The sequence below is a fragment of the Bacillus safensis FO-36b genome (assembly GCF_000691165.1).
Classification (GTDB): Bacteria; Bacillota; Bacilli; order Bacillales; family Bacillaceae; genus Bacillus; species Bacillus safensis.
On sequence record NZ_ASJD01000001.1, the window covers coordinates 757365 to 779756 of the forward strand.

The window sequence follows — 22392 nt, forward strand, 5'->3', positions numbered from 1 at the left end:
AGGGGATGGACATATCATGTATAGAAAAAGGGGAGCCTTACTTGGTGCGCTTATGACGATAAGCGTGCTTCTTTTAGTCTCATGTTCAAATGGGCAAATCAAGGATGCTTTAAATTATCAAATAGAGCCGTTTGAGTTTGAAAACCAAGATGGCCAAAAGGTGTCATTGGATGATTTGAAGGGGAAAGTATGGGTAGCTGATTTTATTTTCACAAGCTGTGAAACGATTTGTCCGCCGATGACTGCTCATATGACAGAGCTGCAAAAACGGTTAAAAGAAGAAAAATTGGATGCGCATATCATTTCCTTTAGCGTGGACCCAGAGGTCGATTCACCGAAAAAGCTAAAGGAATTTGCAAAAGCCTATCCATTGTCCTTTAAAAATTGGGATTTTCTCACTGGGTATTCACAGTCAGAAATTGAAAAATTCGCAATGAAAAGCTTTAAAACCATTGTAAAAAAACCTGAAGATGAAGACCAAGTGATTCATCAGTCTCTGTTTTTTCTTGTCAATCAAGATGGGAAAGTGATGAAAAATTATGATGGCGTGCAAAACACACCTTATGATGATATCATCAAGGACATCAAAACGCTGAACCGAAGCTAGCATAAGGATGTTCAAATGGGCGAAAACATGATACACTTTTTTAATCAGAAAAAGGAGGGACATCATCGTTTGAAGGCTCGTTTGATTTTGATTGTGATGTCTCTAGCTTTTGTTCTTTCTGCATGTTCCGCGCAAGAGGCTGGCATAAAGGATAAACTAGAAGACACACCAAAAGTAAAAGAACATATTACCATCGCAGCGGTTGGAGATTCCTTAACAGAAGGAATCGGAGATCAAGATAAAAAAGGCTATGCAGGCATAACCCGTGACAAGATAGAAGCAGTGGACGGCGTGCAGTCTGTCACATTAAAAAACTATGCCATTAAAGGCAGTAGAACAGTAGATTTATTAAAAAGATTAAAAGAAAAAAAGGTGCAGGACGGACTGAAAGACGCTGACTATATTTTCTTTACGATCGGCGGGAATGATCTCATGCATGTTGTCCGTCAAAATGTGCTTAATTTGACGTTTGCTCCTTTTCAAAAAGAGCAAGGTCCTTTTGAAGAGCGCTTTAAAACCATTCTTGCTCAACTGAGAGAACAGAATGACCATGCGAAAATCATGTATGTCAGCATGTACAATCCTTTTAAATTCAGTTTGTCTGAGCTGCGAGATATTGATGAAGTCGTTCAAGACTGGAATGCCGCTGCCAAAAAGGAACTCAAAAAAGACGGCAATGCGGATATGATCAATGTAGCAGATTTATTTGAAGAAGGTTCTGATGAAAAATTACTGGCAGAAGATGATTTCCACCCAAACCAAAAGGGGTACTCTCTTATGGCAAATCGTTTATTCTCCGAAGTGAAAAAAGAAGGACTGCCGAAGGAATAGGGTGAAACAGATGAAAAAATGGAAAAGCTTATTTTTTATTTTACTTGCAATCAATCTATTGATTGTGATTGGCTGCGGTATTTTGATGCTGCTGCCAGGCGGTCAATCCGCTTCAACCAAAGAAGTGAAAAGCGAATATGCTTTTAATATATCCAGCTCAAAGGAATCACTCACCAACTTTGTGAATGATTATTTGAAAAATCAAGGATCAAATGATATGCCAGACTTTCATGTAGCAATCGATCAAGATGTGAAAGTAACAGGCGCAATTAAAGCTTTCTCTTCAACGATTGATGCAAACGTCTCATTTACGCCAACTGTTGAAGATAATGGTGATGTGCTTTTGAAAGTGGATGACTTTTCAATTGGACAATTGAGCATTCCGATTAGTTTTGTTTTAAGCTACATGGGTCAGTTCTATGAGCTGCCAGAGTTCGTTCATGTAAAACCGGATCAAAAAACGGTTGAAGTGCGTCTTTCAGAAATGCCGCTGACGAATGATATGTATGTGAAAGCAAATAAAATTGATCTGCAGAACGATGAAATTGAATTCTCATATTATCATCCAAAGCAATAGAACGTGTGAGTCAGGAGTGAAATCATGAAGCGAGTCTATCAATATTTTAGTTTACTGTCGTTTTTATTTGCTGCGTACTTTGGCATAACAGCTGCCAATGCTTTAAAAGCAGAAAATATCGATCAGTTTTACTTAAATATTGCCTACTGTGCATTATTTCTAGGCACGATGATTCTTGCTTTTGATTTTCAAAAGCAAGAAAAAGCTGAAGATGTCTCGTAAGGAGCCTTTTCCACTTTAGGAAAGGCTCTTTTTTATAATTGCCGAGACAAGACCACCTTTGCCATAAGTTCAGGATCTCCGTTAGCAAAACCATGAAGCAGAATCAGGTATGCACGCTTTGTTTGCAGATGAACTTTTGGGATATCAAGCAGTACACTTTGAGTGCCGGCGGCTTTCAATTCAAAATGATATTTGTTCGGGGAGAAATGATGAATGTGGGTGCTGTTTACATAATCAAGCTCCTTCGATATAACCCCATGGTCTCGTTCGTATATATCTATAGAAGGAAGGTCCGGAGACAGCTGTACAAATGTAAGTGCTGACAGGTCATCTTGCTTGATCAAAGTAGCCTGCTGCTCAGTCAAGAGTGCAAAGCCTGCACGGGCACCTGTGATACATAATGTGTAGACCTCGCCGCTCTTAAATCGAATGCGGGAATGAAGAATTCTCTCATTTGTAGCCAGTTTGAACACTTCTATTTCATACATTCCCTCATCCCACTCCATATAAGCGGTCAAATGGCTGTAAGGCATTGGTTTCATTATCTGCTTCCGGTTCACATAAACAGCGAGCTCACTGAGATCTGGTGCAGCGTGAAATAATCGAATAAAGGCTTTTGATGAAGGGCTGCTTTGAAGATGCTCGTAGGTGTCAGCGAATGGCCGATATGGAAAGTCATGATAAAAGAGCTGCTGCATGTCATCAATCCCTTCTTTCTCATGCAATGGTGTTTTTTGTAGCGTATGCATGAAAAAGACGATCTGTATAGGCAAAAGAAGCATAGAAAAAAGCCTGACGTTTTCCGTCAGGCCGGCATGTTAAGAAGGAGAAGAATATTGATGATATTCAGCTAGTTTAATGAACGTTTTTTCATCCTCAATTAAACCACAAACACCGCACTGGACTTTCATTTGAGGACCTTGATAGCTCAAGTGAAAAGGAGACAGCTGTTCTCCTTCGTATCTTTCAACAACTGCTCCTGTTGCTGGATCAAGCTTTACAGGTTCTGAAAGCTGCTCAATGAGATTAAAGCGCGTTCTGTTTGTTTTACAGTTTGGACAAAGATAAGGGCTTGTCATGGTTTGTTCCACCTCTTTTTATCCGTAGCATGTCCTGAGCGCTAAAATCTATGCTTAATCCTTTTGACTTTTATCCAGCTTTTTAAATAATTTGATCATTGTTTTTAGTTCTTCGTCATCAAATGATTCAAATCGCTCCATAAAGTATTCGGTTTTCTTTTTCTCAAAATGCTCAGTAATTTCCTTACCCTTATCGGTTAAGTGGATTTTGATGATGCGGCGGTCCTCTTTTGAGCGGATACGGGTGATCCAGCCTTTTTCTACGAGTGTGTCAGTCACAGCGGTAATATGACTTGCTGACACTCCAAGAATGGAAGCGAATTCCGTTACTTTTTTTGCACCTTGCTCACGGAGCAGATTTAAAATAAGAAATTCATTCCGAGATAATTCGTTTTCGAGCAGGCTGTTAATTTCATAACGGATCTGCTTAAATACGGTTCTCAGTAAAGTGTCCATTTCGTACATCATTTGTTTTCTTTGTTCCAATCATTAAACCCCCATTATATTTTAAAGATACGACAGAATGCTTTCTTTTATTTTAGGTATACAAGTCGTATCATTTTCATTATTTTTTATCATGTTATAATATGATGATACCATTTTTTAAATGAAGGGGGCACTAATATGTCTGAAAAACAAGAATTAGCCACATTTGCAGGAGGCTGCTTCTGGTGTATGGTTAAACCTTTTGATGAACAGCCGGGCATTATCAAAGTTGAATCAGGGTATACTGGCGGACATACAGTGAATCCGACCTATGAGGAAGTATGTACAAATACAACGGGGCATAGAGAAGCGGTTCAAATCACGTTTGATCCTGACGTGTTCCCGTATGAGAAGCTGCTAGAGCTGTATTGGCAGCAAATAGACCCAACAGACGATGGCGGGCAATTTGGCGATAGAGGGGAATCTTACCGTACAGGTATTTATGTTCATCATGACGAGCAGCGAAAGCTAGCAGAAGCATCGAAAGAGCAGCTGAGCCAAAGCGGGATTTTCAAAAAGCCAATCGTTACAGAAATTTTAGACGCAGGTCCTTTTTATCCAGCAGAGGAATATCATCAGCATTATTATAAGAAAAACAAAATGCACTACGAACGATATCATGTCGGTTCGGGCAGAGCCGGTTTTATTGAGTCCCATTGGAGTGATAAATAATGGCAAATGAAAAAGAAAAGCGTATAAAAGAATTAAACCGCATGCAGTACGAAGTCACGCAAAATAATGGCACGGAGCCGCCATTTCAAAATGAATTTTGGGATCATAAAGAAGAAGGTATCTATGTGGATATCATTTCAGGAAAGCCGCTTTTTTCTTCTTTAGATAAGTTTGATGCCCACTGCGGATGGCCAAGTTTTACAAAACCGCTTGAAGAGGAAGAAGTAGCAGAGAAGGTTGATACGAGTCATGGAATGGTGCGGACAGAGGTTCGCAGTAAAACAGCTGATTCTCATCTAGGTCATGTTTTCCCTGATGGCCCAGGGCCAAACGGTCTTCGGTATTGTATTAACTCAGCCGCTTTAAAGTTTATCCCAAAGGATGATCTTGAAAAAGAAGGCTACGGGGATTTGAAACATCTATTTGATTGATCCATTTAAAAATCGTCACATGGAAAGCAGCTGCTTCCGTGTGACGATTTTTTATTTTTTATGATGTGTATGATGTAATTGTTCGATGATGTGGAACAGCTTTTCTTTTGTAATGAGCGGTGCTTCTTTTGAGGTGTAATTCGTTAAGTCGACTTTTTGAAAGGCAGGGTGCAAATGTGGTCTTGGTAAAATGGCATAAAATTGTTCATGTTCAAACAGTGCATCTGCTTCGTGCGGGAATGTGAGCTCCTCGTGAAGCTTTTCGCCAGGTCTTTTTCCGACTACAAGAACATCTGGAGATTGAGCATTGATTTGAGCGGCATATTCGTGAAACGCTTTTAAAAGATCGGCAAGCTGTAAGGACTCCATCTTGAGAATGAAGGTTTCGCCGCCTTTCATCATAATTGCTGCTTGAAGTGTGAGGGAAACAGCCTCTTCAATAGACATAAAAAAACGTGTCATATGAGGATCAGTCACGGTCAAAGGTTTTTCATTTAATAGCTGCTGGAGCATGATCGGAATAACGGAACCTCTAGATCCAAGCACATTGCCAAAGCGTACAGAGCAAAACCTGGTTTTTTGATTCGGAATACTTTCGTTTGCTTGGAAAAATAGTTTTTCTGAAATCAATTTTGTTGCACCCATGGCATTCGTCGGAGAAACCGCTTTGTCAGTTGAAATGTTGACGACATGACTCACTTCATGTTCGAGGGCGGCTTCAATGACGTGCTGTCCGCCGATGATATTCGTTTGAACGGCTTCGAATGGATTATCTTCACAAGTGGGTACTTGTTTTAAGGCCGCTGCATGGAAAATGATATCCACACCCTTGACGAGCTGTCTCACGCGGCTTGCATCCCGGACATCTCCTAAAGCGAATACGACTTCTGGATGTTCTGCGTACTCATTTTTCATCATGTATTGTTTGCTGTCATCTTTACTGAAGACGATTATCTTCTTTGGAGAGCAACTTGTTAATTTATTCACGATTTGCCGGCCGATTGACCCCGTACCGCCTGTAACCAATATCGTTTTGTCACGAAAAAAGGTCTTCAAAGTCGTTTCTATCTGTTTGGACATATCTAATCCCCCAACTCTCATTTCTCTACTTTGCATCATATGTGAAAGAGCGGCATTCGTTTGAGGAAAAGAACCACTTCATGCATAAATTAGGTGAACAAATTATAACCATCTGCTAGTCGTCTTAATAGAATATGGAGAGATAAGAGATCAACTAGAAAAACGAGAGACCTGAATACTTCAGTACTGCGGTCAGCTCGGGAAGAAAAGAAAATGGTAAGGGAGCTGTGCGCGAGGGGAGAAGAGAAGACATGTATAGGGGAAATCGTATTTTAGCCATGATACCTGCATTTAGAAGTCACGACGGCCAGCATGATGAACACATACGCATATTGGCAGAGAGGCCGCTTATCTATTGGACCATTCAGCCGTTACTGCAAATGATTGAATTAGATGAAGTCATCGTCTCCTCAGAGGATGTCAATACGCAAATCATTTCATCTCACTACGGAGCAAATGTGATTGAACTGCCAAGCACACATGTGACAGAACAAACGCCGTCACTGTTAGCTGTGAAGCATGCGCTTGCTTATTTAGAGCGGGAGGGTAAAACCTTTGATATTGTGCTGTATCTGCATCCATCGTCTCCTCTAAGACAGCCGGCAGATATCGAGAAGTGCTTGCAGCTTTTAGTGGAAGGGGGATATGACTGCACCGCATCTTTTACAGAGGCGTTAGAAAACCCAAATGAAACTTGGACACTGCATGAAAACAATGAAGCTACTTTATATAAGGACAATCATTACTTTTTCATGCCAAAGCATGAGCAGCCATATACGTATGGCCGGCTAAATGGTGCGGTATATGCTTTTCATGCTCATTATGCAAAAGAATGCATTCATTCCTTTTTAGAAGGATCTGTCGGAGCATATATGATGGATCGCACTCGGGCGCTTGTGGTGAAACAGGAGGCAGACCGGAAAGAGGCAGAGAAAATCTTATTAGCTCACCGAGATGCGGAAGATCATGCATAAGCTGGCATTCAACGAGAAAAAGCGCCCAGTTATAGGGCGCTTTTTACAATGTCATAAAGCCTTTGTGGCATCGTATCAAATGTATTCCAGCGAACGGTTTGCTCGTAGTTGTTCAGTGCGGCCGCCTTTCTTTCACCTGCATTTGATCCATAGTATTCAACCTGTTCTATCAAATCGTCCTCATCTTTGTAAAAAGCAAAGCTTGAAAAAGCAGGCGGCGGAGGTAGATCCGTCAATTGAAAACTCCCAGTTGCAGCAATGTCAAATGCTCTGTTATTGAGGCTCATATTTTGAATCATGGCTTTGTTTTTGTTATACGCAAATTGAGCCGGCCTATGCGGATTCAGGACAATTGCTGTCTGCTGATAGATGTCCGCCATTTGCTGAGGACTCAGCCAATTCGTTATGAGTGTGAAATCACGATAATGTCTCCGTGATTTGTTTAAGTGACGGTGCCATTCCTTACCTGCAACGAGAATACGCCATTTGTTTTGCTGCAAGAGTGTATCGATGGCTTTGATGCGGTTGGGATAAGGGTAGCCAATGAGTGCAATGTCATACGTGCACATCTCTTCTGGCGATTCATTTTTCTGAAAGACACGTGTATTTGCCGGAATGGGAAAGTAGTGCGTATGATCAGCGCCTAATTGTTTATAAAATGGCAAAACCCCTTCATCAATCGTTAATATAAGCTGAGCTTCATGTGCGCAAGCAGCTGACACATCTGTATAAAAGGGATCTTCTGTCATCCAAAGAACAATCGGGATTTTTTCTTGTTTGAATTGATGGAGTACATCTTTCGGAACATGATCACCGATCATTATCAAAACAAAATCCGGAGAAAATGTCCGGATTTTGTGCATGTTCGTGGGTAGAGATTCTCTATCAATCTTTACACATGAAAAGGGGGAATCAATGAAGCTTTCTTCTACCCATTGATCAAACATGTGATAGATTCCGCCGTAGCCAGAACTGATATAAAGAAGCTTCATGATGATCCTCTCACATTAAGATGTGAATGTAACACTTTCAACTTTATCTACATCTAATAGAGTCGTTGCTGAGCCTGTAGGTGTGACAGAGCTTTCTTGTGTAACAAATACAACGCCTGTTGAAGCATCGAATGATACAAATTGAACTGGCCCAATTAAATCTCCTGAGTCAGTGACAATGCTAATGACTGTTCCTGGTGCAAGTCTTGCAAAGATCCATCTTGCTGGCTGAGATACATCGAGTGTTGTAGCAGAATCTGAAGGTGATGCCTCAGCTGCCACTTCACTTAATAAATCGTTCAATTTTTCTTCCATTTGAACTCCTCCTTCTTCGAGATTAGCTGTTAATGCATGAGTAATTGGCTTGAAAAACACTTTCAATAGTTCCTTTTTTAATTCAGCACGCTTTTCGCTCATTTTTTCCCCATCCTTTCTTCATCAATTCAAACTCACCCCTATGTATATGCCGTTCTTTTTTTTTGGCATAAGCAGAACGCTGATTCCTGATCTTTTTTTCATTTAATCACTTCACACATTTTTAAAAATGTTTTCAAATGCTGAGGCTAAATGAAGTGACGCTCATACTCTAGTAAAGATTAAATGTGAAGAGAGAGGGATTATGAATGGAATTTGAACAATTATTAGATGGTTGGAACGAAGAATTACTAGAGTCGGAAGGAGTGCTTGAAATCATCTTGATTTTACTTCTTCTTCGTCTTTTAGAAGAAAGTGGGGAAGAGAATGTGTCAGACATCAAAGAATTACTTCGTCCATGGCTTGAGCTTGGCATTCCAGTGCCGCGTGTTCATTTGGTCAATGGAGATGTACTTCAAAACGTGGTTGTCGTGCAATTGTTTGATACAGTTGCAGTCTTTAAAAACGCGACAAATCAGCTAAGAGTGAGTGTTCCTTATGTGAACATTGTCAGCTGGGGGGCTTTTTAATCTAATCAAAAAGGATAATGATCATGAAAGTATCGGTGATTTTAACAAGCTACAATAAACCAGATTTCATTGATCGTGTGCTAAAGAGTATGGTAGATCAAACGTATCCGCATTGGGAGCTTTTGATTATGGATGATGGCTCAGAAGAGGGCACCATTCAAAAGATCCAGCCCTATTTAAGTGATGAACGCATTCAGCTGTATTCGCACACAGTTCATCCAGCAAAACGGCTGTTAACCGCACGATATGCGACGCTTATTAATGAAGCATTAACCCGTATAACAGGTGAGCTCATTTGTTATTTAACCGATGATACCATGTACCATCAAGATCGTTTGCTTAAAATGGTGGATGTTTTTCGGTCGAAGCCTCACATAGATATTGTGTATTCCTCGCAGCGGGTCGTGCATGTTGATCAGCATTTAGTGGAAACGATGAGTTTTATTCGAGAAGCAGATCAAATCTTAGAGCATGCGTCCTTTCAAGTGGACCATTGTTCGGTCATGCACAGAAGCTGCTTGCTTCCACTGATCTATGAAAAATACGGACAATATTGGGATGATGAGCCAAAGCACTGGCATCATGCAGATTCTGTATTTTGGATGAGGCTGAATCATTTCGCTGCGTTTTTTCCATTAAAAGATGTCCTGGATACAACGTATAAAACGCCCCATTCCTTTCATCATCTGTTTTCGAGTATGCCGTATGATTTAATTGACGGAACGGTCATTGAAAAAGAAGGAGATTATTATCAAATCGCAGACGGGAAACTTCATGGAATTGAAAAACGCTGGATCAATGAAAAGAACAGGCGTGCGATCCGTGTTCCGCTGTTATGTGAGATGAAATATGAAATGAAAGAGAAGCTGGCAGTACCCAATTATACAGTCGTTACCGCAGATAATGGGAAAACGTTCTTTTATATTGAAGATCAGAAAAAAAGACGGTTTGCTTCAAAACGTGACGTGCAATATTTTCAGTTTCATCCTAAGGAGATCTATACGATTTCAAATGATCAGCTTCAGGCATTTGAGGATGGCAGCATAATTCAGGCTTCTCCAGTTTTCAGTCCGCCAAACAGGCGCCTGTTTAAATGGAAACAAGATGTTTATTTACTTGTGCATTATGCCTTTTGCCGTATTGATCCTGAGGTCGTGAAGCGATTTGCTTTTTATCATCAGCCGATTAAGCTGTACCCATCCCAATTTGCGTTTTTTCAGGAAGGAAAGCCGATTGTGCCGCTGTATAGGGAATCGCTGCAAGAATTCGATATGTCTCTTTATCAAACATCCGGACGAAAGCACTCCTCATAAGAGGGGTGCTTTTTTCGCAATGATTGCAGGAAGTAGAAAGGAAAAAGCGAAACATGAAAAGGACAGGAACCTTTAAGAAATGATCAAGCCGCTGAAAACTTGGCAATTGATGCCGGTTTTTTGGCACTGAAAGTGAGGGGGAAAGAATGGGGAAGGTTGTCGAAAGAGCAGATTGGTTTGAATTGATTTTAGAAGCTATTGATGAAGCCATTCACGTTGTAGATGATCGAGGGATGACGATTTTTTACAATCATAATGCCGCTAAGTTTGACTCTTTACAAAAAGAAGAGGTGATTGGCAAGTACATCCTTGATGTGTATCCCTCTTTAACTGAAAAGACAAGTACGCTCATGCATGTGTTGCGAACAGGAAAGCCCATTTATCATTCGCTACAAACCTATTTGAATAAAAATGGAGAAAGGATTGAAACAGTGAACACGACATTGCCTATTATCGAAGATAACGAGTTAATAGGCGCGGTCGAAGTCGCAAAAGATGTATCAAAGCTGTCGGCTCTTTCCAATCGGTTAGGGCAAAAAAAGCGGACACAAGACGCGGCTGAGGCCGTACAAATACATGATTTTGCTTCATTTTTAACAAATGATCCGCTTTTAAAAGAAATGCTTGAAAGGGCAAAAAAAGCAGCTGCTTATCCATCATCAGTTGTTGTCTACGGGGAAACAGGGACAGGAAAAGAAGTGCTCGTTCAAGCCATTGTCCATGAATCTGACCGGAAAAATCAAGTGTTCATTCCGCAAAACTGCGCAGCACTCCCAGAATCATTACTTGAAAGTTTATTGTTCGGATCTGTCAAAGGGAGCTATACGGGCGCACTTGATCGCAAGGGACTTTTCGAATTAGCTGATGGGGGCACACTTTTTCTTGATGAGCTGCAAGCGATGCCGCTCACGCTGCAGACGAAATTATTACGTGTGTTAGAGGATGGCGTTGTCCGCCGCATCGGTGACGCAAAATCCATTCAAGTGGATGTTCGGCTCATTACTGCGCTCAATATGGACCCATTCGAAGCAGTGAAAAAGCAAATTTTAAGAGAAGATTTATTTTATAGACTGCATGTATCATCTTTTCATATCTCGCCGCTTCGTGAAAGAAAGCAAGATATCACGCTGCTATCCCGCCACTTCATTCAAACCTATCATCAGCAGTTTTCAAAAAACGTTACACGCCTTTCTGAAGAAACGGAACGATTGTTTATGGCGCACCACTGGCCTGGGAATGTCAGAGAATTAAAACATACGATAGAGCATGCCGTGTTGATGATGCCAAAGGAAGCGGAAGAGATCATCCCTCTATACCTTCCGGCTCATTTACGTGAGCAAAAGCTGGAAAAAGAAACATCTGAATCCTCCTTAAAAAATCAAGTGTCTTCATTTGAACAAACATTGATTCAAGAAGCTTTACATCAGCATAATGGAAATATTAAAAAAACCGCCGCTGCTTTAAAAATCCCTCGACAAACGCTGCAATATAAATTAAAGAAATATGCAGATGCCGAAATATAGGCACAACATCCAATTGAATATGACGGGTAAAAGCTCCTTTTGTAAAGAATAGGGGCATTTTCCCATGTTGGCACATAACTTGCATAGTATAAAGTGAATGCTGATAGGGGGAATGGATATGAATCAGAAATTGTATGAACCGGCACGTCACTGGAAGGACATTGAGCTTTGGAAGGATGTACCTGAGGAAAAGTGGAACGACTGGATTTGGCAGCTGACGCATACCGTGAAAACGCTTGAGGATTTAGAAAAAATCGTAAACTTAACAGAAGAGGAACGAGAAGGGGTGAAGATTTCCACTAAAACCATTCCACTCAACATTACACCCTACTATGCCTCACTGATGAATCCAGACGATCCAAGATGTCCAATACGTATGCAATCTGTGCCAATTGCAGAAGAGCTTCATAAAACAAAATATGATCTGGAAGACCCGCTGCATGAAGATGAGGACTCACCTGTCCCGGGGCTCACGCACCGATATCCAGATCGTGTACTGTTTCTTGTGACAAATCAGTGCTCCATGTACTGCCGTTATTGTACGAGAAGACGTTTTTCCGGCCAGATTGGTATGGGTGTGCCGAAAAAGCAGTTAGATGCTGCAATTGGATATATTAGAGAAACACCTGAGGTGCGGGACGTGTTAATTTCTGGCGGAGATGGACTGTTAATCAATGATCAAGTGCTTGAATACATTTTGAAAAACTTACGAGATATTCCGCACGTTGAGATCATTCGGATTGGAACCCGCGCGCCGGTTGTCTTTCCGCAGCGTATTACAGATGAGCTGTGCGAGATTTTGAAAAAATATCACCCAGTTTGGCTGAACACCCATTTCAATACAAGTATTGAAATCACAAAAGAAGCAAAAGAAGCGTGCGAACGTCTTGTGAATGCCGGTGTTCCTGTAGGGAATCAGGCCGTCATCCTTGCAGGTATTAATGACAGTGTGCCGATTATGAAGAAGCTGATGCACGATCTTGTGAAGATTCGGGTCAGACCATATTATATTTATCAATGTGATTTATCTGAGGGCATTGGCCACTTTAGAACGCCGGTATCAAAAGGGCTTGAAATCATTGAGGGTTTAAGAGGACATACGAGTGGTTATGCAGTACCAAGCTTTGTAGTAGATGCGCCAGGAGGCGGAGGGAAAATTGCTTTACAGCCAAATTATTTATTATCGCAAAGCCCTGACAAAGTCGTCCTTCGTAACTTTGAAGGTGTCATCACCTCTTATCCAGAACCAGAGCATTACGTCGCAGGCCAGGCAGATGCGTATTTTAATGAAATTTATGAAGAGAAACAAGAACCGGCAATTGGTATTACCGCACTATTAGAGGATGAAGCGAGATCGTTTACGCCTGAGAATTTAAGCCGAATGAAACGTAGAGAAGCATATGAGACAAATCCTGAGCACGACACACTTAAAAACAAACGTGAAAAACGAGATGAATTAAAAGAGAAGAAATATCAAGCGCAGCTCAAAAAAGAACAAACCGTAAAGGAGGAGAAATAGCCTTGCTGACATGTGATTGGTGTGAGGAAAACAAAGCAAATGCGGAGCAGACAACAGTCTATTGGGAACTGATCACGGGCACACAATCAATTGAAATCATCGAAACGCCGTCCATTTCCTGCACGCACTGCGGGATGACCTATCAAAAGGATGAGACGGTCAAAGAGATTGAAGATCAATTAATTTTAGTGGATCAGACAAAACTTCCAGAAAAAATCTCCTATGAAGAATTAATGAGCATGGAGCGGTTATTAAAGCGAAATTACTTTGACTTTTCATCATAAGTTGTACCTCTGCCTATACAAGTCATCAAATTGCTGTATAATATAACAACAAAATAGTGTGTCGCGGAGGGAAAAACAGGTGAAGTCGTTTTACCATTATTTAATGAAGTTCAGACATCCAAAACCGAAAGATGAAATCAGTCATTTCGCAAATGCTGCGTACGAGGATCACAGCTTTCCTAAAGCTTCCACAGATTATCATGAGCTGTGCGCTTATTTAGAATTAAATGGTGATTATTTAAGCTCAATGACAACATTTGACGAAGCGTTTGAGCAATACGAAGTAGAAGTCAAAAAAAAATAACACACAACCGCTTATCCGGATGGAGAAGCGGTTTTTTCATGAGAAATAAAATGGCGTTTTGCATGGTGTGGTTGCCCATGCAGAATTCCTTGCGCCGGCATACGATACGTTAAGACCAAAAGTCGGGCAAGGGGGAGACAGAATGAAGGCGAAAGCACCAAAATATCAAGTAGGGGATATTGTCGTCGTTGTCATGTACGGCACAGTCGGAACGATTACAAAAGTCCATCAAATTGACCAGCACTATTTATATGAGGTCAATCATAATGAGGTGCTTTATTTTGAAACATCACTTCAGCTTTACGATGAGTATAGCGGAGTGATTGTCGATACAGAAAAGCTGGACATTGAATATGAGTTCCTCATTGGCGATGTTGTATATGTAAAAGATTACGGAAAAGAGCTGTTTAAAATCATCGGTCATCGGACTGAAATTTGGCGCTACCTTGAAGATGGCTGGGAAGATGTCATTTACGAACTCACGAGGCTGAAAGACGGAGAGTGGCTGGAAACAGAAGAGGAAGATTTAACGCTTGTCCTAAGAAAATATGAGATGGACCAGTTTGTTCATCAGCTTCTTTTTGTGCATTACGTCGGAGAAACCTCAAAAGAGTTAGAAGAAGATATGGTCCAAACGGCTCTATTGCAGCTGGAAGAGAAACAAGAAAGCGAATCTTCACTTGAATTTCTGGCTGTATCTATAGTGGATGAGCTTCTTGATATTTATAACGATTATAAAATTCTCTATGAATTTTTCAAAGATCCAGAATATAAGGATATGATGGATTTTATTTTGGAAAGTTTACACGAACATTTTGGTTAAAGAAAGACTTGTCCTAACACGAATAAAAAATAAGGCACACAGAAAAATGCAATCACATAAAACCATCCCCTCAAGATACGGCCCATCACCTGATCAAAAGTTTCTCCATCTAATATGCTTAACCATTTCATTGCCTCAAGCCCCTTTTCTTTTTGTTTACTGCATTTATATGTATGGAATGAGCCATTATGACAAACTGTAATAAAAAACAGCCGGCGTTCATACATCATAAAAAAGGAGGCGGAATGCAATGAAAGAAGCAGATTTGGTGATTGATACAGAGGAAATTGCGGAGTTCTTCTACGTGGAGCTGATCAAAAGAGGGTACATACCTGCTGAGCTTGAAACATTTGAGCTGGCTGACATTACATTTGAATATATGCTGAAAAAAGCAATGATAGTTGAAGAAGAGGCGTGGTAGGTACTATACTTTGAAGAGATTCTGAAGAGAGAGGGAGGGGAATCTTTCGCGTGTACATCCTATATCTTTTCATTTTATTTGGCGCCATTGCTGCGCTCATGGTATCTGGGGCTTTTCAAGATTTGGACAACCAGATCATCTTATGGTTTGAAAGCATCAGACTCCCTTTTTTAAATGATGTCATGCTGGCTTTGACGGACTTAGGCATCAGCGCGCTGCTCGTTCCAATCATGCTCATTTTTAGTGTGGTCTTGTTTATGTATAAGCGCTACTACTCTATCATGATGCTCTTTCTACTATATCTCACAGAAAAAACAATCAATCATGAATTAAAGGGGCTGTTTGCTAGAGAGCGTCCGGCCTTTGATCACCTTGTAGGTGAAACGTATTACAGCTTTCCGAGCGGACATTCGATGAATGCAGCCACCATCTACCCTTTTATGGCTTATCTATTAGTTGAAATGATCCCATGGCTGAAAGAAAGACAAAAAATCGTCTATTTGATCACAGGGCTTTTCGTTCTGGCCATTGGCATCAGCCGGATGTATATCGGGGTGCATTATTTGACAGATGTTGCAGGAGGCTTTGCGATAGGACTCGCTTTATTTCTCATTTGTAAAAAGATTGACGAAAGATTGCCTGTCATTCGACAAAAATAGAAGAAGGAAATTGACAGATCCCAGCCAATTTTATATAAAAGGGGAGGGATTTGAATGCAATTGACGTTGAGATTTTTTCAAAAGAAACCTTCAGCATTTCACTTAACCATTTATCAGACACCTGAATATGGCGCTGCAAGCGGGCATCTGCCTGTGTACCGGACAAAGATTGGCGGCAGAACACACCTTGATGTACTGGAAAAAGCATTCTCGACATTTAATGTACATGATACAGTCCCTAATGATTACAATGCGCGGTTTATCACAACAGGTGATATTGTTGTGATTGATGATAAGAAAAAGGGGAAGTGCTATTATCAGCTCTCTCCGGCAGGGTGGAAACGCAGTGAACGAATGATGACGATAAGTTAAATAGATGATTGATAATGCCAGCTTGAGATTCAGCTGGTATTTTCTTTTTTTAGCTCAATCGTTTATAATAAATAGGATAAAATACATAGTAAACGTAAGTGGAGGCTAAAAAATGAGTGTACATATTGGAGCAGAAAAAGGACAAATTGCAGAAACGGTATTGCTGCCAGGCGATCCGCTGCGTGCGAAATATATTGCAGATACATATTTAGAAGATGTTGAGTGCTATAACGAAGTGCGCGGAATGTATGGCTATACTGGAACCTATAAAGGAAAACGTGTTTCTGTACAGGGCACTGGGATGGGCGTACCGTCTATTTCGATTTATGTGAATGAACTCATTCAAAGCTATGATGTTCAAAACTTAATTCGCGTTGGATCTTGCGGAGCCATCAAAAGAGATGTCAATGTACGTGACGTCATTTTAGCCCAGACATCATCAACAGATTCACAAATGAATCGTGTGGCATTTGGACCGATTGATTATGCGCCATGCGCTGATTTTGACCTGCTCAAGAAAGCCTACGACACGGCAGAAGCAAAAAATGTCGCTGTACGTGTCGGAAATGTATTTACAGCAGACCAATTTTACAATGAAAAACCACTTGAGCTCATGGCTCAATATGGTATCCTAGCGATCGAAATGGAGACAACCGCTCTTTATTCTCTTGCAGCAAAATTTGATCGAAAAGCTTTATCAATTTTGACTGTGAGTGATCACGTTCTAACAGGAGAAGAAACAACGGCTGAAGAGCGTCAAACAACGTTTGATGAAATGATCTTAATTGCGCTAGACTCCGTTTTATAATAGTATAAAGGGTGTGCTACAATGTAGCGCATCTTTATTTTTTTAGAAGAGCAAAAGGAAGGTATGTCATGAAGAAAAGCTACAAAATACTCTCAATCGCATCGATTCTTGGTTTGACAGCCGCGCTATCAGGCTGCCAGTTGCTGGATCAAAAAAGCGGTACATCTGAATCAAACAAAACAAACGAACAAAAAAACGCAGCAAGTTCATCTCCCCAGCACAACTCAAACGATAAGGCAGATTCATCGAATCAAGAGCTGACGTTAAAGAGTGAATATTTCAATGACATCAAGGTTGTGAGCGGTCTGAAAACCATTCAAAATCCTGAAAATGTGCTAGCACTTGTCAACAAAGAATATGCATTACCAGGAACCTATAAACCTTCTGATCTCGTTGTACCAAAAGTAGAATTCTCTTTTTCGGAAGATATTGAAAAGCGATATATCCGCAAAGAAGCAGCGGAAGCGCTTGAGAAGTTATTCAAAGGTGCAAAAAAGGAAAACTTCGAGCTTGCTGCAGTATCTGGCTATCGCTCCTATGACCGTCAAAAAGTCATTTTTGATAGTGAGGTCAAATTAAAAGGCAAAGAAAAAGCACAAGAAGCAGTCGCTTTACCAGGCGAAAGTGAACATCAAACAGGTTTAGCCATGGACATTTCCTCAAAAAGTGCCGGTTTTGAGATCTCTGAAAAGTTTGGTGAAACACCAGATGGCAAATGGGTGGCTAAAAACGCCTATAAATATGGCTTTATCATCCGTTATCCAAAAGGAAAAGAAGACATTACGAAATACGAATATGAGCCGTGGCATCTGCGCTATGTGGGAAAAGAAGCCGCAAAAGCGATGCATGACCACGATTTAACATTTGAAGAATACATGAACAAAGTAAAGAAAATCTAAACAAGTAAAAGGCCTCCCAGCTATTCGGGAGGCCTTCTCTTATTCTTCTTTTAAAAAAAGAACAATCCTGCTAATGCGAAGCCGGTAATGAAACCGAGGCCGATGCCATACGCTGCACCCCAGCCATAATATCCGCCCCAATAGCCAAAGCCAAAGCCTCCGCGAGACCCGCCGACTGGACGAATATAAACTTTGCGGTTTGTCACACGCTCAATGCGTCCGACGTGTACTCTGCCATTACGGTCAGTGATTCTAGCGACTTTCCCCATGTGCTGCTGACAAAGCTTGTAGTAGCGCTCCATGTTTTTCCTCCTTATGACAAACTCTTTTCACTCTTATCCTATGCGAGAGACTTCATAGAGTTTGGACAAAACATATAGGAGATTCGCTCATTTTATACGGTACATTCAAATAGAATGTGACTTAGCTGCTTTCGGTGTGCTTGAATGAGATCGTAGTGTGTTTGCAGCGTTTCGTAAAGAGAAGGGGGTATGTGTTCAGATAATTCCATCTCTGTCGGCTCCTCCTGCCCCATATGTTCATCGAATGAGAGGATCTGAATGTCACGGAAGCCCGCTTCGGTTAACTGCTCCTTCCATTCTTCAAGCGACAAGAGCGAGTGGAAGCCGTAAAAATTCCGAACCGCTGCAAGCTCTTCAGGCGTAAGAGGGGCTTTTAACACAGCTTCATTTGCAATCAGTTGACTGCCAGGAGCAAGCACACGTTTGATCTCAGCTAGTGCATCACGCAGCTTGGTAAAGCTTAAAACAGATTCACTGATGAGTAGAGAGAACGCTTGATCTGGAAAGGGCAGCTGCTCAATGGATGCCTCTAAAGCACGGATCGGCAGTTCCTCCCGTTTGAATCGCAGGTTCGCCTTTTCAATCATCAATGGATGCGTATCAATGGCCTCCACCTGATAACCTATATTTCCTAAATAGGCGGCGGTCTGTCCTGTACCGCATCCAGCGTCAAGTATTCGTGCATGAGGCGGTAGTTTTATATGCTCAATCATCGTTTTTGTTAACTCAATTCCGCCAGGATGGGCACCTGATACGCCAAAATTAGCAAGCATTTCTACATAATCACTCATATAATCCCTTCTTTCCTTATCCTGTTCCTCTCTAAAGATTATGCAATAGAGGAGCAAATGGCTTATCTTTTCAAATAGAAGTTGATCCTTTGGTTGACGGATGAAGCATCGTCCTTGATAATAATGAAAGGAGATAAAGGTGGTGTTTTTTTGAAAAAACAAATGAAGTTCGTGGTAGCCATTCTGGTGACTGCTGCACTGTCCTCAGCGATTACATTTGTGATCACAAAACAAGGTGCTGTCAGCGTCTCAGGAGACGAGAAGTTTAGTAAACTCATGGCTGCGTATACGAAGGTAAAGGATGAGTATTACGAAAAAACGGATGATCAAAAACTAGTAGATGGTGCGATCCAAGGAATGATTGCATCACTTGATGATCCATACTCTACATATATGGATCAGGAGGAAGCCGAAGGATTTAACAATACCATTTCTTCTTCATTTGAAGGAATTGGTGCACAAGTAGAAGAGAAGGATGGACAAATTTTAATTGTCGCACCGATTAAAGGCTCTCCTGCTGAAAAAGCTGGTTTGAAACCTCATGATCATATTTTAAAAGTGGATGGAAAAAGCACCAAAGGAATGTCGGTCAATAAAGCAGTCTCTCTCATCAGAGGGAAAAAAGGAACGGATGTTAAGCTGCACCTCAACCGTCAAGGAGTCGGCAATGTAGATGTGACCATCACAAGAGACACGATTCCGCTTGAAACGGTTTATGCAAAACTCACAAAAGACAAAATAGGAGAAATCCAAATTACGTCCTTTGCTGAAACCACATCGAAAGAGCTGGATAAAGCAATTGATGACCTCGAGAAAAAAGGGGCAAAAGGTTTTGTCATTGACCTGAGAGATAATCCAGGCGGCATCATGACAGAAGCCATTGAAATGAGTAATGACTTTATCGATAAAGGGAAAGTCATTATGCAGGTTGAAGAAAAAGGGAAGAAACAAGTGTACAAGGCTGAAAAAGAACGCAAAGTCCATCAGCCGGCAGTTGTCCTTGTAAATGGCGGCTCCGCCAGCGCTGCTGAAATCATGGCGGCGGCTCTGCACCAATCTTCAGGCATTCGAATTGTGGGTGAAAAGACGTTTGGCAAAGGAACTGTTCAAAATGCACAAAATTATAATGATGGTTCTAGTGTCAAGTTAACCATTGCAAAATGGCTGACACCAGACGGTTCTTGGATCCACAAAAAAGGTATCGAACCACAGGTCAAAGCAGCTCTTCCGAGTTATGCAAAGCTGCCTTACTTAAGCCCGAAAAAATCATATGAGCTAAATGACAATGGAGATGAAGTCAAAGCAGCTCAAAAAATGTTCCAAGCGCTTGGCTACAAAGCAAAAGCAAACGGTGAGTACGATCAAGCATTCCAGTCTATCGTCAAAAGCTTCCAAACAGACAGCGATCTTAAATCAGACGGTATTCTGACAGGAGATACAACGAACGTTCTGATGACAAAGATCCAAGATAAGCTAAAGAACAACGATACACAAATGAAAAAAGCCATTGAAGTCTTGAAAAAAGAAATGAAATAAAAAAAGCAGTCCTCATCAGGGGACTGCTTTTTCTTATCCTTACACTTCGTTTGTGAGCGCTTCTGTTTTTTCATGATCCTTTTCAAATAGATCATTCATGACAGAATTGGATGTGACCTTGTTTTGGAAGAATGGATTCAAAATCAAGATGACGATGACGTTTGCTAGTAAACCAAGAAAACCTTCATAAAGGCCGAACGTGACTTGTGAGATATTCGCTGTAAAGGTAACGATGATTCCAATGACTAACCCGGCAATCGTTGCTTCTCTCGATTGTTTTTTCCAGAATAAGCTGATGGCAATAGCTGGGAAGATTTGAACCATTCCTGAAACACCAATGAGCTGAAGCGTGACAAGTGCAGTTGGGAACAGCATCCCGAATAAAAGAGCGAGTCCGATGACGATAAACACCATCGAACGTGTAATGATGGTCAATCTTTTAGGTGACACATTCGGATGAATTAAGTCACGGTATAAATTATTGGCAAATAAATTCGATGCGCCAATGGCCATGATGGAGCATGGAATGAGGGAAGCCAGTGCAATCGTAGAATAGGCGAGTCCCTGCATCACGCCGCCATATGATGTTTGAATTAAATGAAGAAGAGCAAATCTTGGATTTGTATCTTCTGGTAAGACTAAAAAAGCAATAAATCCAAGGAAGATGACCAAAATCAATACAATATTATAAAGAGGCAAAAACATGCTGTTTTTACGGATGGCATCTGCGCTTTTGGCTGTAAAAACCCCAGTTGCTGCGTGTGCCCACATAAACAAAGCAAGAGCAGAAACGCCTGAAGCAGTAATAAACCATAAAATGCCTTTAGGACCGCCTTCAGGGATCGTTAGAAGCTGAGGTGCTTCTTTGGCTAACGTATTCATCATCGGTGTCCAGCCGTTAAAATGAATGATCGGCAGTGAAACGACCATAAACAGCATGATCACCCAAACGAGAATATCTTTAATAATGGCTGTATATGTAGGACCTTTAATACCACTGAAAAATGTATAAAGTGCGACTAAAATAAATGAAATAATAACAACTGCATTCACATTAATATAATTAGTTCCAGCGACAGTTAACGTATCTTGAATCCCGCTCAGCTGAAGACAAATATAAGGAATCAGCATAAGTACTCCAACAATCGCAATCAAACTGGATAACAGCTTGCTGTCAAACCGCTCACGTGCATAATCGGCAAGTGTTGTAAGGTTGTGATTTTTCGCAACAGTCCATAGTTTCGGTAAAAAGAAATAAGCAATAAAATAAGCTAGGACGGAATAAGGAATAGCGAAAAAAGCGACGCTTCCAGCTGTATAAGCTGTACTTGTAAGCCCTAAAAAGGTATAAGCTGTATATAAGTCTGCGCCAACGAGGAACCAGACGAGCAGTCCGCCAAATTTTCTTCCGCCGACAGACCATTCTTCTACTGACTGTCTTGATGATTTGTCACGACCAGCGGCAAATCCGATGACCACGACGATGAAAATAATACTTGCAGTAATCAATAAAGCTGTTAAATTTCCTTGCATTAGTCAGTTCCTCCATTTGAATGTTGCATCTTATAAATGATAAATGTGCAAATTGGTGTGAGTACAATCCATAGCAAGAGCCAGAAGTGGAAAAAGGGCAGGCCGATGACAAATGGATGAATGCGATTTGCAAAAGGCAGCAATGCGAGCTGTCCGATGAATGGAATCGCGATAAGTAGTGCCAGCATCAATTTTTTGTTCATGATTTCCTCCTGAATATTTTGTAATTTCATAATAATAGCAGTTGTCAGATTAGATCACAAGACCATTTTCAGAAAAAACAATCATTTTGGTGAATATCATACTAATATAACGCTTTCATTCTTCAAAAAGGAGAAAGAGTGAAGATGTAAAGAGGGGGAAGGTGAAAGAAAGTATGTAGAAATAATATTTAAAGCAAATAAAAAAGC

The 22392-nt window shown here is 40.9% G+C and carries 30 protein-coding genes; 20 read left to right on the forward strand and 10 right to left on the reverse strand.

From position 1 onward, the window contains the following. Positions 1 to 16: 16 nt before the first annotated feature. The 4 genes from BA81_RS03960 (at position 17) to ypmT (ending at position 2237) form a co-directional block, all read left to right on the forward strand. Positions 17 to 607 (forward strand): SCO family protein, encoded by a 591-nt coding sequence (locus BA81_RS03960; RefSeq protein ID WP_034280525.1) that lies wholly within the window; start codon positions 17 to 19, stop codon positions 605 to 607. A 69-nt stretch (positions 608 to 676) separates the two neighbouring features. Continuing rightward, positions 677 to 1438, forward strand: a complete 762-nt coding sequence (locus BA81_RS03965) for an SGNH/GDSL hydrolase family protein (RefSeq protein WP_024428150.1) — start codon at positions 677 to 679, stop codon at positions 1436 to 1438. Positions 1439 to 1448: 10 nt separating this feature from the next. After that, positions 1449 to 2015 (forward strand): YpmS family protein, encoded by a 567-nt coding sequence (locus tag BA81_RS03970; RefSeq protein WP_034280528.1) that lies wholly within the window; start codon positions 1449 to 1451, stop codon positions 2013 to 2015. 24 nt (positions 2016 to 2039) lie between these two features. Next, positions 2040 to 2237, forward strand: coding sequence for a protein YpmT (gene ypmT, locus BA81_RS03975; protein ID WP_024422723.1), 198 nt, complete (start codon positions 2040 to 2042; stop codon positions 2235 to 2237). A gap of 32 nt (positions 2238 to 2269) precedes the next feature. Here ypmT and BA81_RS03980 read toward each other — a convergent pair whose 3' ends face one another. The 3 genes from BA81_RS03980 to BA81_RS03990 form a co-directional block, all read right to left on the reverse strand. Next, the gene (locus tag BA81_RS03980) at positions 2270 to 2986 is read right to left on the reverse strand and encodes a DUF4397 domain-containing protein (protein WP_227001665.1); all 717 of its coding nucleotides are present in this window, start codon (positions 2984 to 2986) and stop codon (positions 2270 to 2272) included. Between the two features lie 69 nt (positions 2987 to 3055). Then, a complete protein-coding gene (locus tag BA81_RS03985; protein WP_024422721.1) occupies positions 3056 to 3316 on the reverse strand; it encodes a hypothetical protein in 261 nt (86 codons plus the stop codon). A gap of 54 nt (positions 3317 to 3370) precedes the next feature. After that, the gene (locus BA81_RS03990) at positions 3371 to 3802 is read right to left on the reverse strand and encodes a MarR family transcriptional regulator (protein ID WP_007500780.1); all 432 of its coding nucleotides are present in this window, start codon (positions 3800 to 3802) and stop codon (positions 3371 to 3373) included. 138 nt (positions 3803 to 3940) lie between these two features. Between BA81_RS03990 and msrA the strand changes: the two genes are divergently transcribed. Next, complete coding sequence (msrA, locus tag BA81_RS03995) at positions 3941 to 4474, forward strand: peptide-methionine (S)-S-oxide reductase MsrA (RefSeq protein ID WP_024422720.1); 534 nt, start codon at positions 3941 to 3943, stop codon at positions 4472 to 4474. Next, on the forward strand, positions 4474 to 4905 hold the full coding sequence (msrB, locus tag BA81_RS04000) for a peptide-methionine (R)-S-oxide reductase MsrB (protein ID WP_024422719.1): 432 nt from the start codon (positions 4474 to 4476) through the stop codon (positions 4903 to 4905). The genes msrA and msrB overlap by 1 nt, the downstream gene beginning before the upstream one ends. A gap of 51 nt (positions 4906 to 4956) precedes the next feature. On the opposite strand, the gene BA81_RS04005 is transcribed toward msrB, so the two are convergent. Then, entirely contained in the window at positions 4957 to 5985 is a 1029-nt protein-coding gene (locus BA81_RS04005) for an SDR family NAD(P)-dependent oxidoreductase (RefSeq protein WP_034280530.1), read from the reverse strand. 251 nt (positions 5986 to 6236) lie between these two features. Here BA81_RS04005 and BA81_RS04010 point away from each other — a divergent pair, with 251 nt between their 5' ends. After that, positions 6237 to 6959 (forward strand): acylneuraminate cytidylyltransferase family protein, encoded by a 723-nt coding sequence (locus BA81_RS04010; RefSeq protein ID WP_034280532.1) that lies wholly within the window; start codon positions 6237 to 6239, stop codon positions 6957 to 6959. 29 nt (positions 6960 to 6988) lie between these two features. Here the strand turns inward: BA81_RS04010 and BA81_RS04015 are convergent, their stop codons facing one another. After that, on the reverse strand, positions 6989 to 7951 hold the full coding sequence (locus BA81_RS04015; RefSeq protein WP_034280534.1) for a CgeB family protein: 963 nt from the start codon (positions 7949 to 7951) through the stop codon (positions 6989 to 6991). Positions 7952 to 7966: 15 nt separating this feature from the next. Continuing rightward, positions 7967 to 8368: a hypothetical protein gene (locus BA81_RS04020; protein WP_024422714.1), complete on the reverse strand. Its 402-nt coding sequence runs from the start codon at positions 8366 to 8368 to the stop codon at positions 7967 to 7969. A gap of 206 nt (positions 8369 to 8574) precedes the next feature. Here BA81_RS04020 and cgeC point away from each other — a divergent pair, with 206 nt between their 5' ends. From cgeC to BA81_RS04075, 12 genes are all read left to right on the forward strand, one after another. Continuing rightward, a complete protein-coding gene (gene cgeC / locus BA81_RS04025) occupies positions 8575 to 8895 on the forward strand; it encodes a spore maturation protein CgeC (protein ID WP_034280536.1) in 321 nt (106 codons plus the stop codon). 17 nt (positions 8896 to 8912) lie between these two features. Continuing rightward, entirely contained in the window at positions 8913 to 10208 is a 1296-nt protein-coding gene (locus BA81_RS04030) for a glycosyltransferase family 2 protein (RefSeq protein ID WP_034280538.1), read from the forward strand. Positions 10209 to 10354: 146 nt separating this feature from the next. Then, positions 10355 to 11731: a sigma-54 interaction domain-containing protein gene (locus BA81_RS04035; protein ID WP_034280540.1), complete on the forward strand. Its 1377-nt coding sequence runs from the start codon at positions 10355 to 10357 to the stop codon at positions 11729 to 11731. Positions 11732 to 11849: 118 nt separating this feature from the next. Then, positions 11850 to 13250: a lysine 2,3-aminomutase gene (kamA, locus tag BA81_RS04040; RefSeq protein ID WP_034280543.1), complete on the forward strand. Its 1401-nt coding sequence runs from the start codon at positions 11850 to 11852 to the stop codon at positions 13248 to 13250. 2 nt (positions 13251 to 13252) lie between these two features. After that, positions 13253 to 13534 (forward strand): YokU family protein, encoded by a 282-nt coding sequence (locus BA81_RS04045; RefSeq protein WP_012010281.1) that lies wholly within the window; start codon positions 13253 to 13255, stop codon positions 13532 to 13534. Between the two features lie 79 nt (positions 13535 to 13613). After that, positions 13614 to 13838 (forward strand): YozE family protein, encoded by a 225-nt coding sequence (locus BA81_RS04050; protein ID WP_024422709.1) that lies wholly within the window; start codon positions 13614 to 13616, stop codon positions 13836 to 13838. 142 nt (positions 13839 to 13980) lie between these two features. Then, positions 13981 to 14661, forward strand: coding sequence for a hypothetical protein (locus tag BA81_RS04055; RefSeq protein ID WP_024422708.1), 681 nt, complete (start codon positions 13981 to 13983; stop codon positions 14659 to 14661). A gap of 250 nt (positions 14662 to 14911) precedes the next feature. Continuing rightward, positions 14912 to 15082, forward strand: a complete 171-nt coding sequence (locus tag BA81_RS19115; protein ID WP_065214722.1) for a YozD family protein — start codon at positions 14912 to 14914, stop codon at positions 15080 to 15082. Between the two features lie 50 nt (positions 15083 to 15132). Continuing rightward, complete coding sequence (locus BA81_RS04060) at positions 15133 to 15741, forward strand: phosphatase PAP2 family protein (protein ID WP_034280546.1); 609 nt, start codon at positions 15133 to 15135, stop codon at positions 15739 to 15741. Positions 15742 to 15795: 54 nt separating this feature from the next. Next, positions 15796 to 16113: a hypothetical protein gene (locus BA81_RS04065; protein ID WP_034280548.1), complete on the forward strand. Its 318-nt coding sequence runs from the start codon at positions 15796 to 15798 to the stop codon at positions 16111 to 16113. A 112-nt stretch (positions 16114 to 16225) separates the two neighbouring features. Then, entirely contained in the window at positions 16226 to 16921 is a 696-nt protein-coding gene (gene deoD / locus BA81_RS04070; protein ID WP_034280551.1) for a purine-nucleoside phosphorylase, read from the forward strand. Between the two features lie 68 nt (positions 16922 to 16989). Next, positions 16990 to 17820 (forward strand): M15 family metallopeptidase, encoded by an 831-nt coding sequence (locus BA81_RS04075; RefSeq protein ID WP_024422705.1) that lies wholly within the window; start codon positions 16990 to 16992, stop codon positions 17818 to 17820. Positions 17821 to 17870: 50 nt separating this feature from the next. Here BA81_RS04075 and BA81_RS04080 read toward each other — a convergent pair whose 3' ends face one another. Then, positions 17871 to 18122: a hypothetical protein gene (locus tag BA81_RS04080; protein WP_024422704.1), complete on the reverse strand. Its 252-nt coding sequence runs from the start codon at positions 18120 to 18122 to the stop codon at positions 17871 to 17873. Positions 18123 to 18214: 92 nt separating this feature from the next. Continuing rightward, the gene (locus BA81_RS04085; RefSeq protein WP_034280554.1) at positions 18215 to 18913 is read right to left on the reverse strand and encodes a class I SAM-dependent methyltransferase; all 699 of its coding nucleotides are present in this window, start codon (positions 18911 to 18913) and stop codon (positions 18215 to 18217) included. Positions 18914 to 19063: 150 nt separating this feature from the next. Between BA81_RS04085 and BA81_RS04090 the strand changes: the two genes are divergently transcribed. Continuing rightward, positions 19064 to 20449, forward strand: a complete 1386-nt coding sequence (locus BA81_RS04090; protein ID WP_034280557.1) for a S41 family peptidase — start codon at positions 19064 to 19066, stop codon at positions 20447 to 20449. A gap of 39 nt (positions 20450 to 20488) precedes the next feature. Here BA81_RS04090 and BA81_RS04095 read toward each other — a convergent pair whose 3' ends face one another. After that, complete coding sequence (locus BA81_RS04095) at positions 20489 to 21982, reverse strand: sodium:solute symporter family protein (RefSeq protein ID WP_034280560.1); 1494 nt, start codon at positions 21980 to 21982, stop codon at positions 20489 to 20491. Continuing rightward, positions 21982 to 22185, reverse strand: coding sequence for a DUF3311 domain-containing protein (locus BA81_RS04100; protein ID WP_024422700.1), 204 nt, complete (start codon positions 22183 to 22185; stop codon positions 21982 to 21984). The genes BA81_RS04095 and BA81_RS04100 overlap by 1 nt, the downstream gene beginning before the upstream one ends. Between the last annotated feature and the right edge of the window lie 207 nt (positions 22186 to 22392).

Excerpts from the sequence above, each read along its gene's own strand:
- BA81_RS03960 (WP_034280525.1), top strand. The coding sequence starts at position 17 with ATGTATAGAAAAAGGGGAGCCTTACTTGGTGCGCTTATGACGATAAGC.
- BA81_RS03970 (WP_034280528.1), top strand. The coding sequence starts at position 1,449 with ATGAAAAAATGGAAAAGCTTATTTTTTATTTTACTTGCAATCAATCTA.
- ypmT (WP_024422723.1), top strand. The coding sequence starts at position 2,040 with ATGAAGCGAGTCTATCAATATTTTAGTTTACTGTCGTTTTTATTTGCT.
- BA81_RS03980 (WP_227001665.1), bottom strand. The coding sequence starts at position 2,986 with ATGCATACGCTACAAAAAACACCATTGCATGAGAAAGAAGGGATTGAT.
- BA81_RS03985 (WP_024422721.1), bottom strand. The coding sequence starts at position 3,316 with ATGACAAGCCCTTATCTTTGTCCAAACTGTAAAACAAACAGAACGCGC.
- msrA (WP_024422720.1), top strand. The coding sequence starts at position 3,941 with ATGTCTGAAAAACAAGAATTAGCCACATTTGCAGGAGGCTGCTTCTGG.
- msrB (WP_024422719.1), top strand. The coding sequence starts at position 4,474 with ATGGCAAATGAAAAAGAAAAGCGTATAAAAGAATTAAACCGCATGCAG.
- BA81_RS04005 (WP_034280530.1), bottom strand. The coding sequence starts at position 5,985 with ATGTCCAAACAGATAGAAACGACTTTGAAGACCTTTTTTCGTGACAAA.
- BA81_RS04010 (WP_034280532.1), top strand. The coding sequence starts at position 6,237 with ATGTATAGGGGAAATCGTATTTTAGCCATGATACCTGCATTTAGAAGT.
- BA81_RS04015 (WP_034280534.1), bottom strand. The coding sequence starts at position 7,951 with ATGAAGCTTCTTTATATCAGTTCTGGCTACGGCGGAATCTATCACATG.
- BA81_RS04020 (WP_024422714.1), bottom strand. The coding sequence starts at position 8,368 with ATGAGCGAAAAGCGTGCTGAATTAAAAAAGGAACTATTGAAAGTGTTT.
- cgeC (WP_034280536.1), top strand. The coding sequence starts at position 8,575 with ATGGAATTTGAACAATTATTAGATGGTTGGAACGAAGAATTACTAGAG.
- BA81_RS04030 (WP_034280538.1), top strand. The coding sequence starts at position 8,913 with ATGATCATGAAAGTATCGGTGATTTTAACAAGCTACAATAAACCAGAT.
- BA81_RS04035 (WP_034280540.1), top strand. The coding sequence starts at position 10,355 with ATGGGGAAGGTTGTCGAAAGAGCAGATTGGTTTGAATTGATTTTAGAA.
- kamA (WP_034280543.1), top strand. The coding sequence starts at position 11,850 with ATGAATCAGAAATTGTATGAACCGGCACGTCACTGGAAGGACATTGAG.
- BA81_RS04055 (WP_024422708.1), top strand. The coding sequence starts at position 13,981 with ATGAAGGCGAAAGCACCAAAATATCAAGTAGGGGATATTGTCGTCGTT.
- BA81_RS19115 (WP_065214722.1), top strand. The coding sequence starts at position 14,912 with ATGAAAGAAGCAGATTTGGTGATTGATACAGAGGAAATTGCGGAGTTC.
- BA81_RS04065 (WP_034280548.1), top strand. The coding sequence starts at position 15,796 with ATGCAATTGACGTTGAGATTTTTTCAAAAGAAACCTTCAGCATTTCAC.
- deoD (WP_034280551.1), top strand. The coding sequence starts at position 16,226 with ATGAGTGTACATATTGGAGCAGAAAAAGGACAAATTGCAGAAACGGTA.
- BA81_RS04075 (WP_024422705.1), top strand. The coding sequence starts at position 16,990 with ATGAAGAAAAGCTACAAAATACTCTCAATCGCATCGATTCTTGGTTTG.
- BA81_RS04080 (WP_024422704.1), bottom strand. The coding sequence starts at position 18,122 with ATGGAGCGCTACTACAAGCTTTGTCAGCAGCACATGGGGAAAGTCGCT.
- BA81_RS04085 (WP_034280554.1), bottom strand. The coding sequence starts at position 18,913 with ATGAGTGATTATGTAGAAATGCTTGCTAATTTTGGCGTATCAGGTGCC.
- BA81_RS04095 (WP_034280560.1), bottom strand. The coding sequence starts at position 21,982 with ATGCAAGGAAATTTAACAGCTTTATTGATTACTGCAAGTATTATTTTC.
- BA81_RS04100 (WP_024422700.1), bottom strand. The coding sequence starts at position 22,185 with ATGAACAAAAAATTGATGCTGGCACTACTTATCGCGATTCCATTCATC.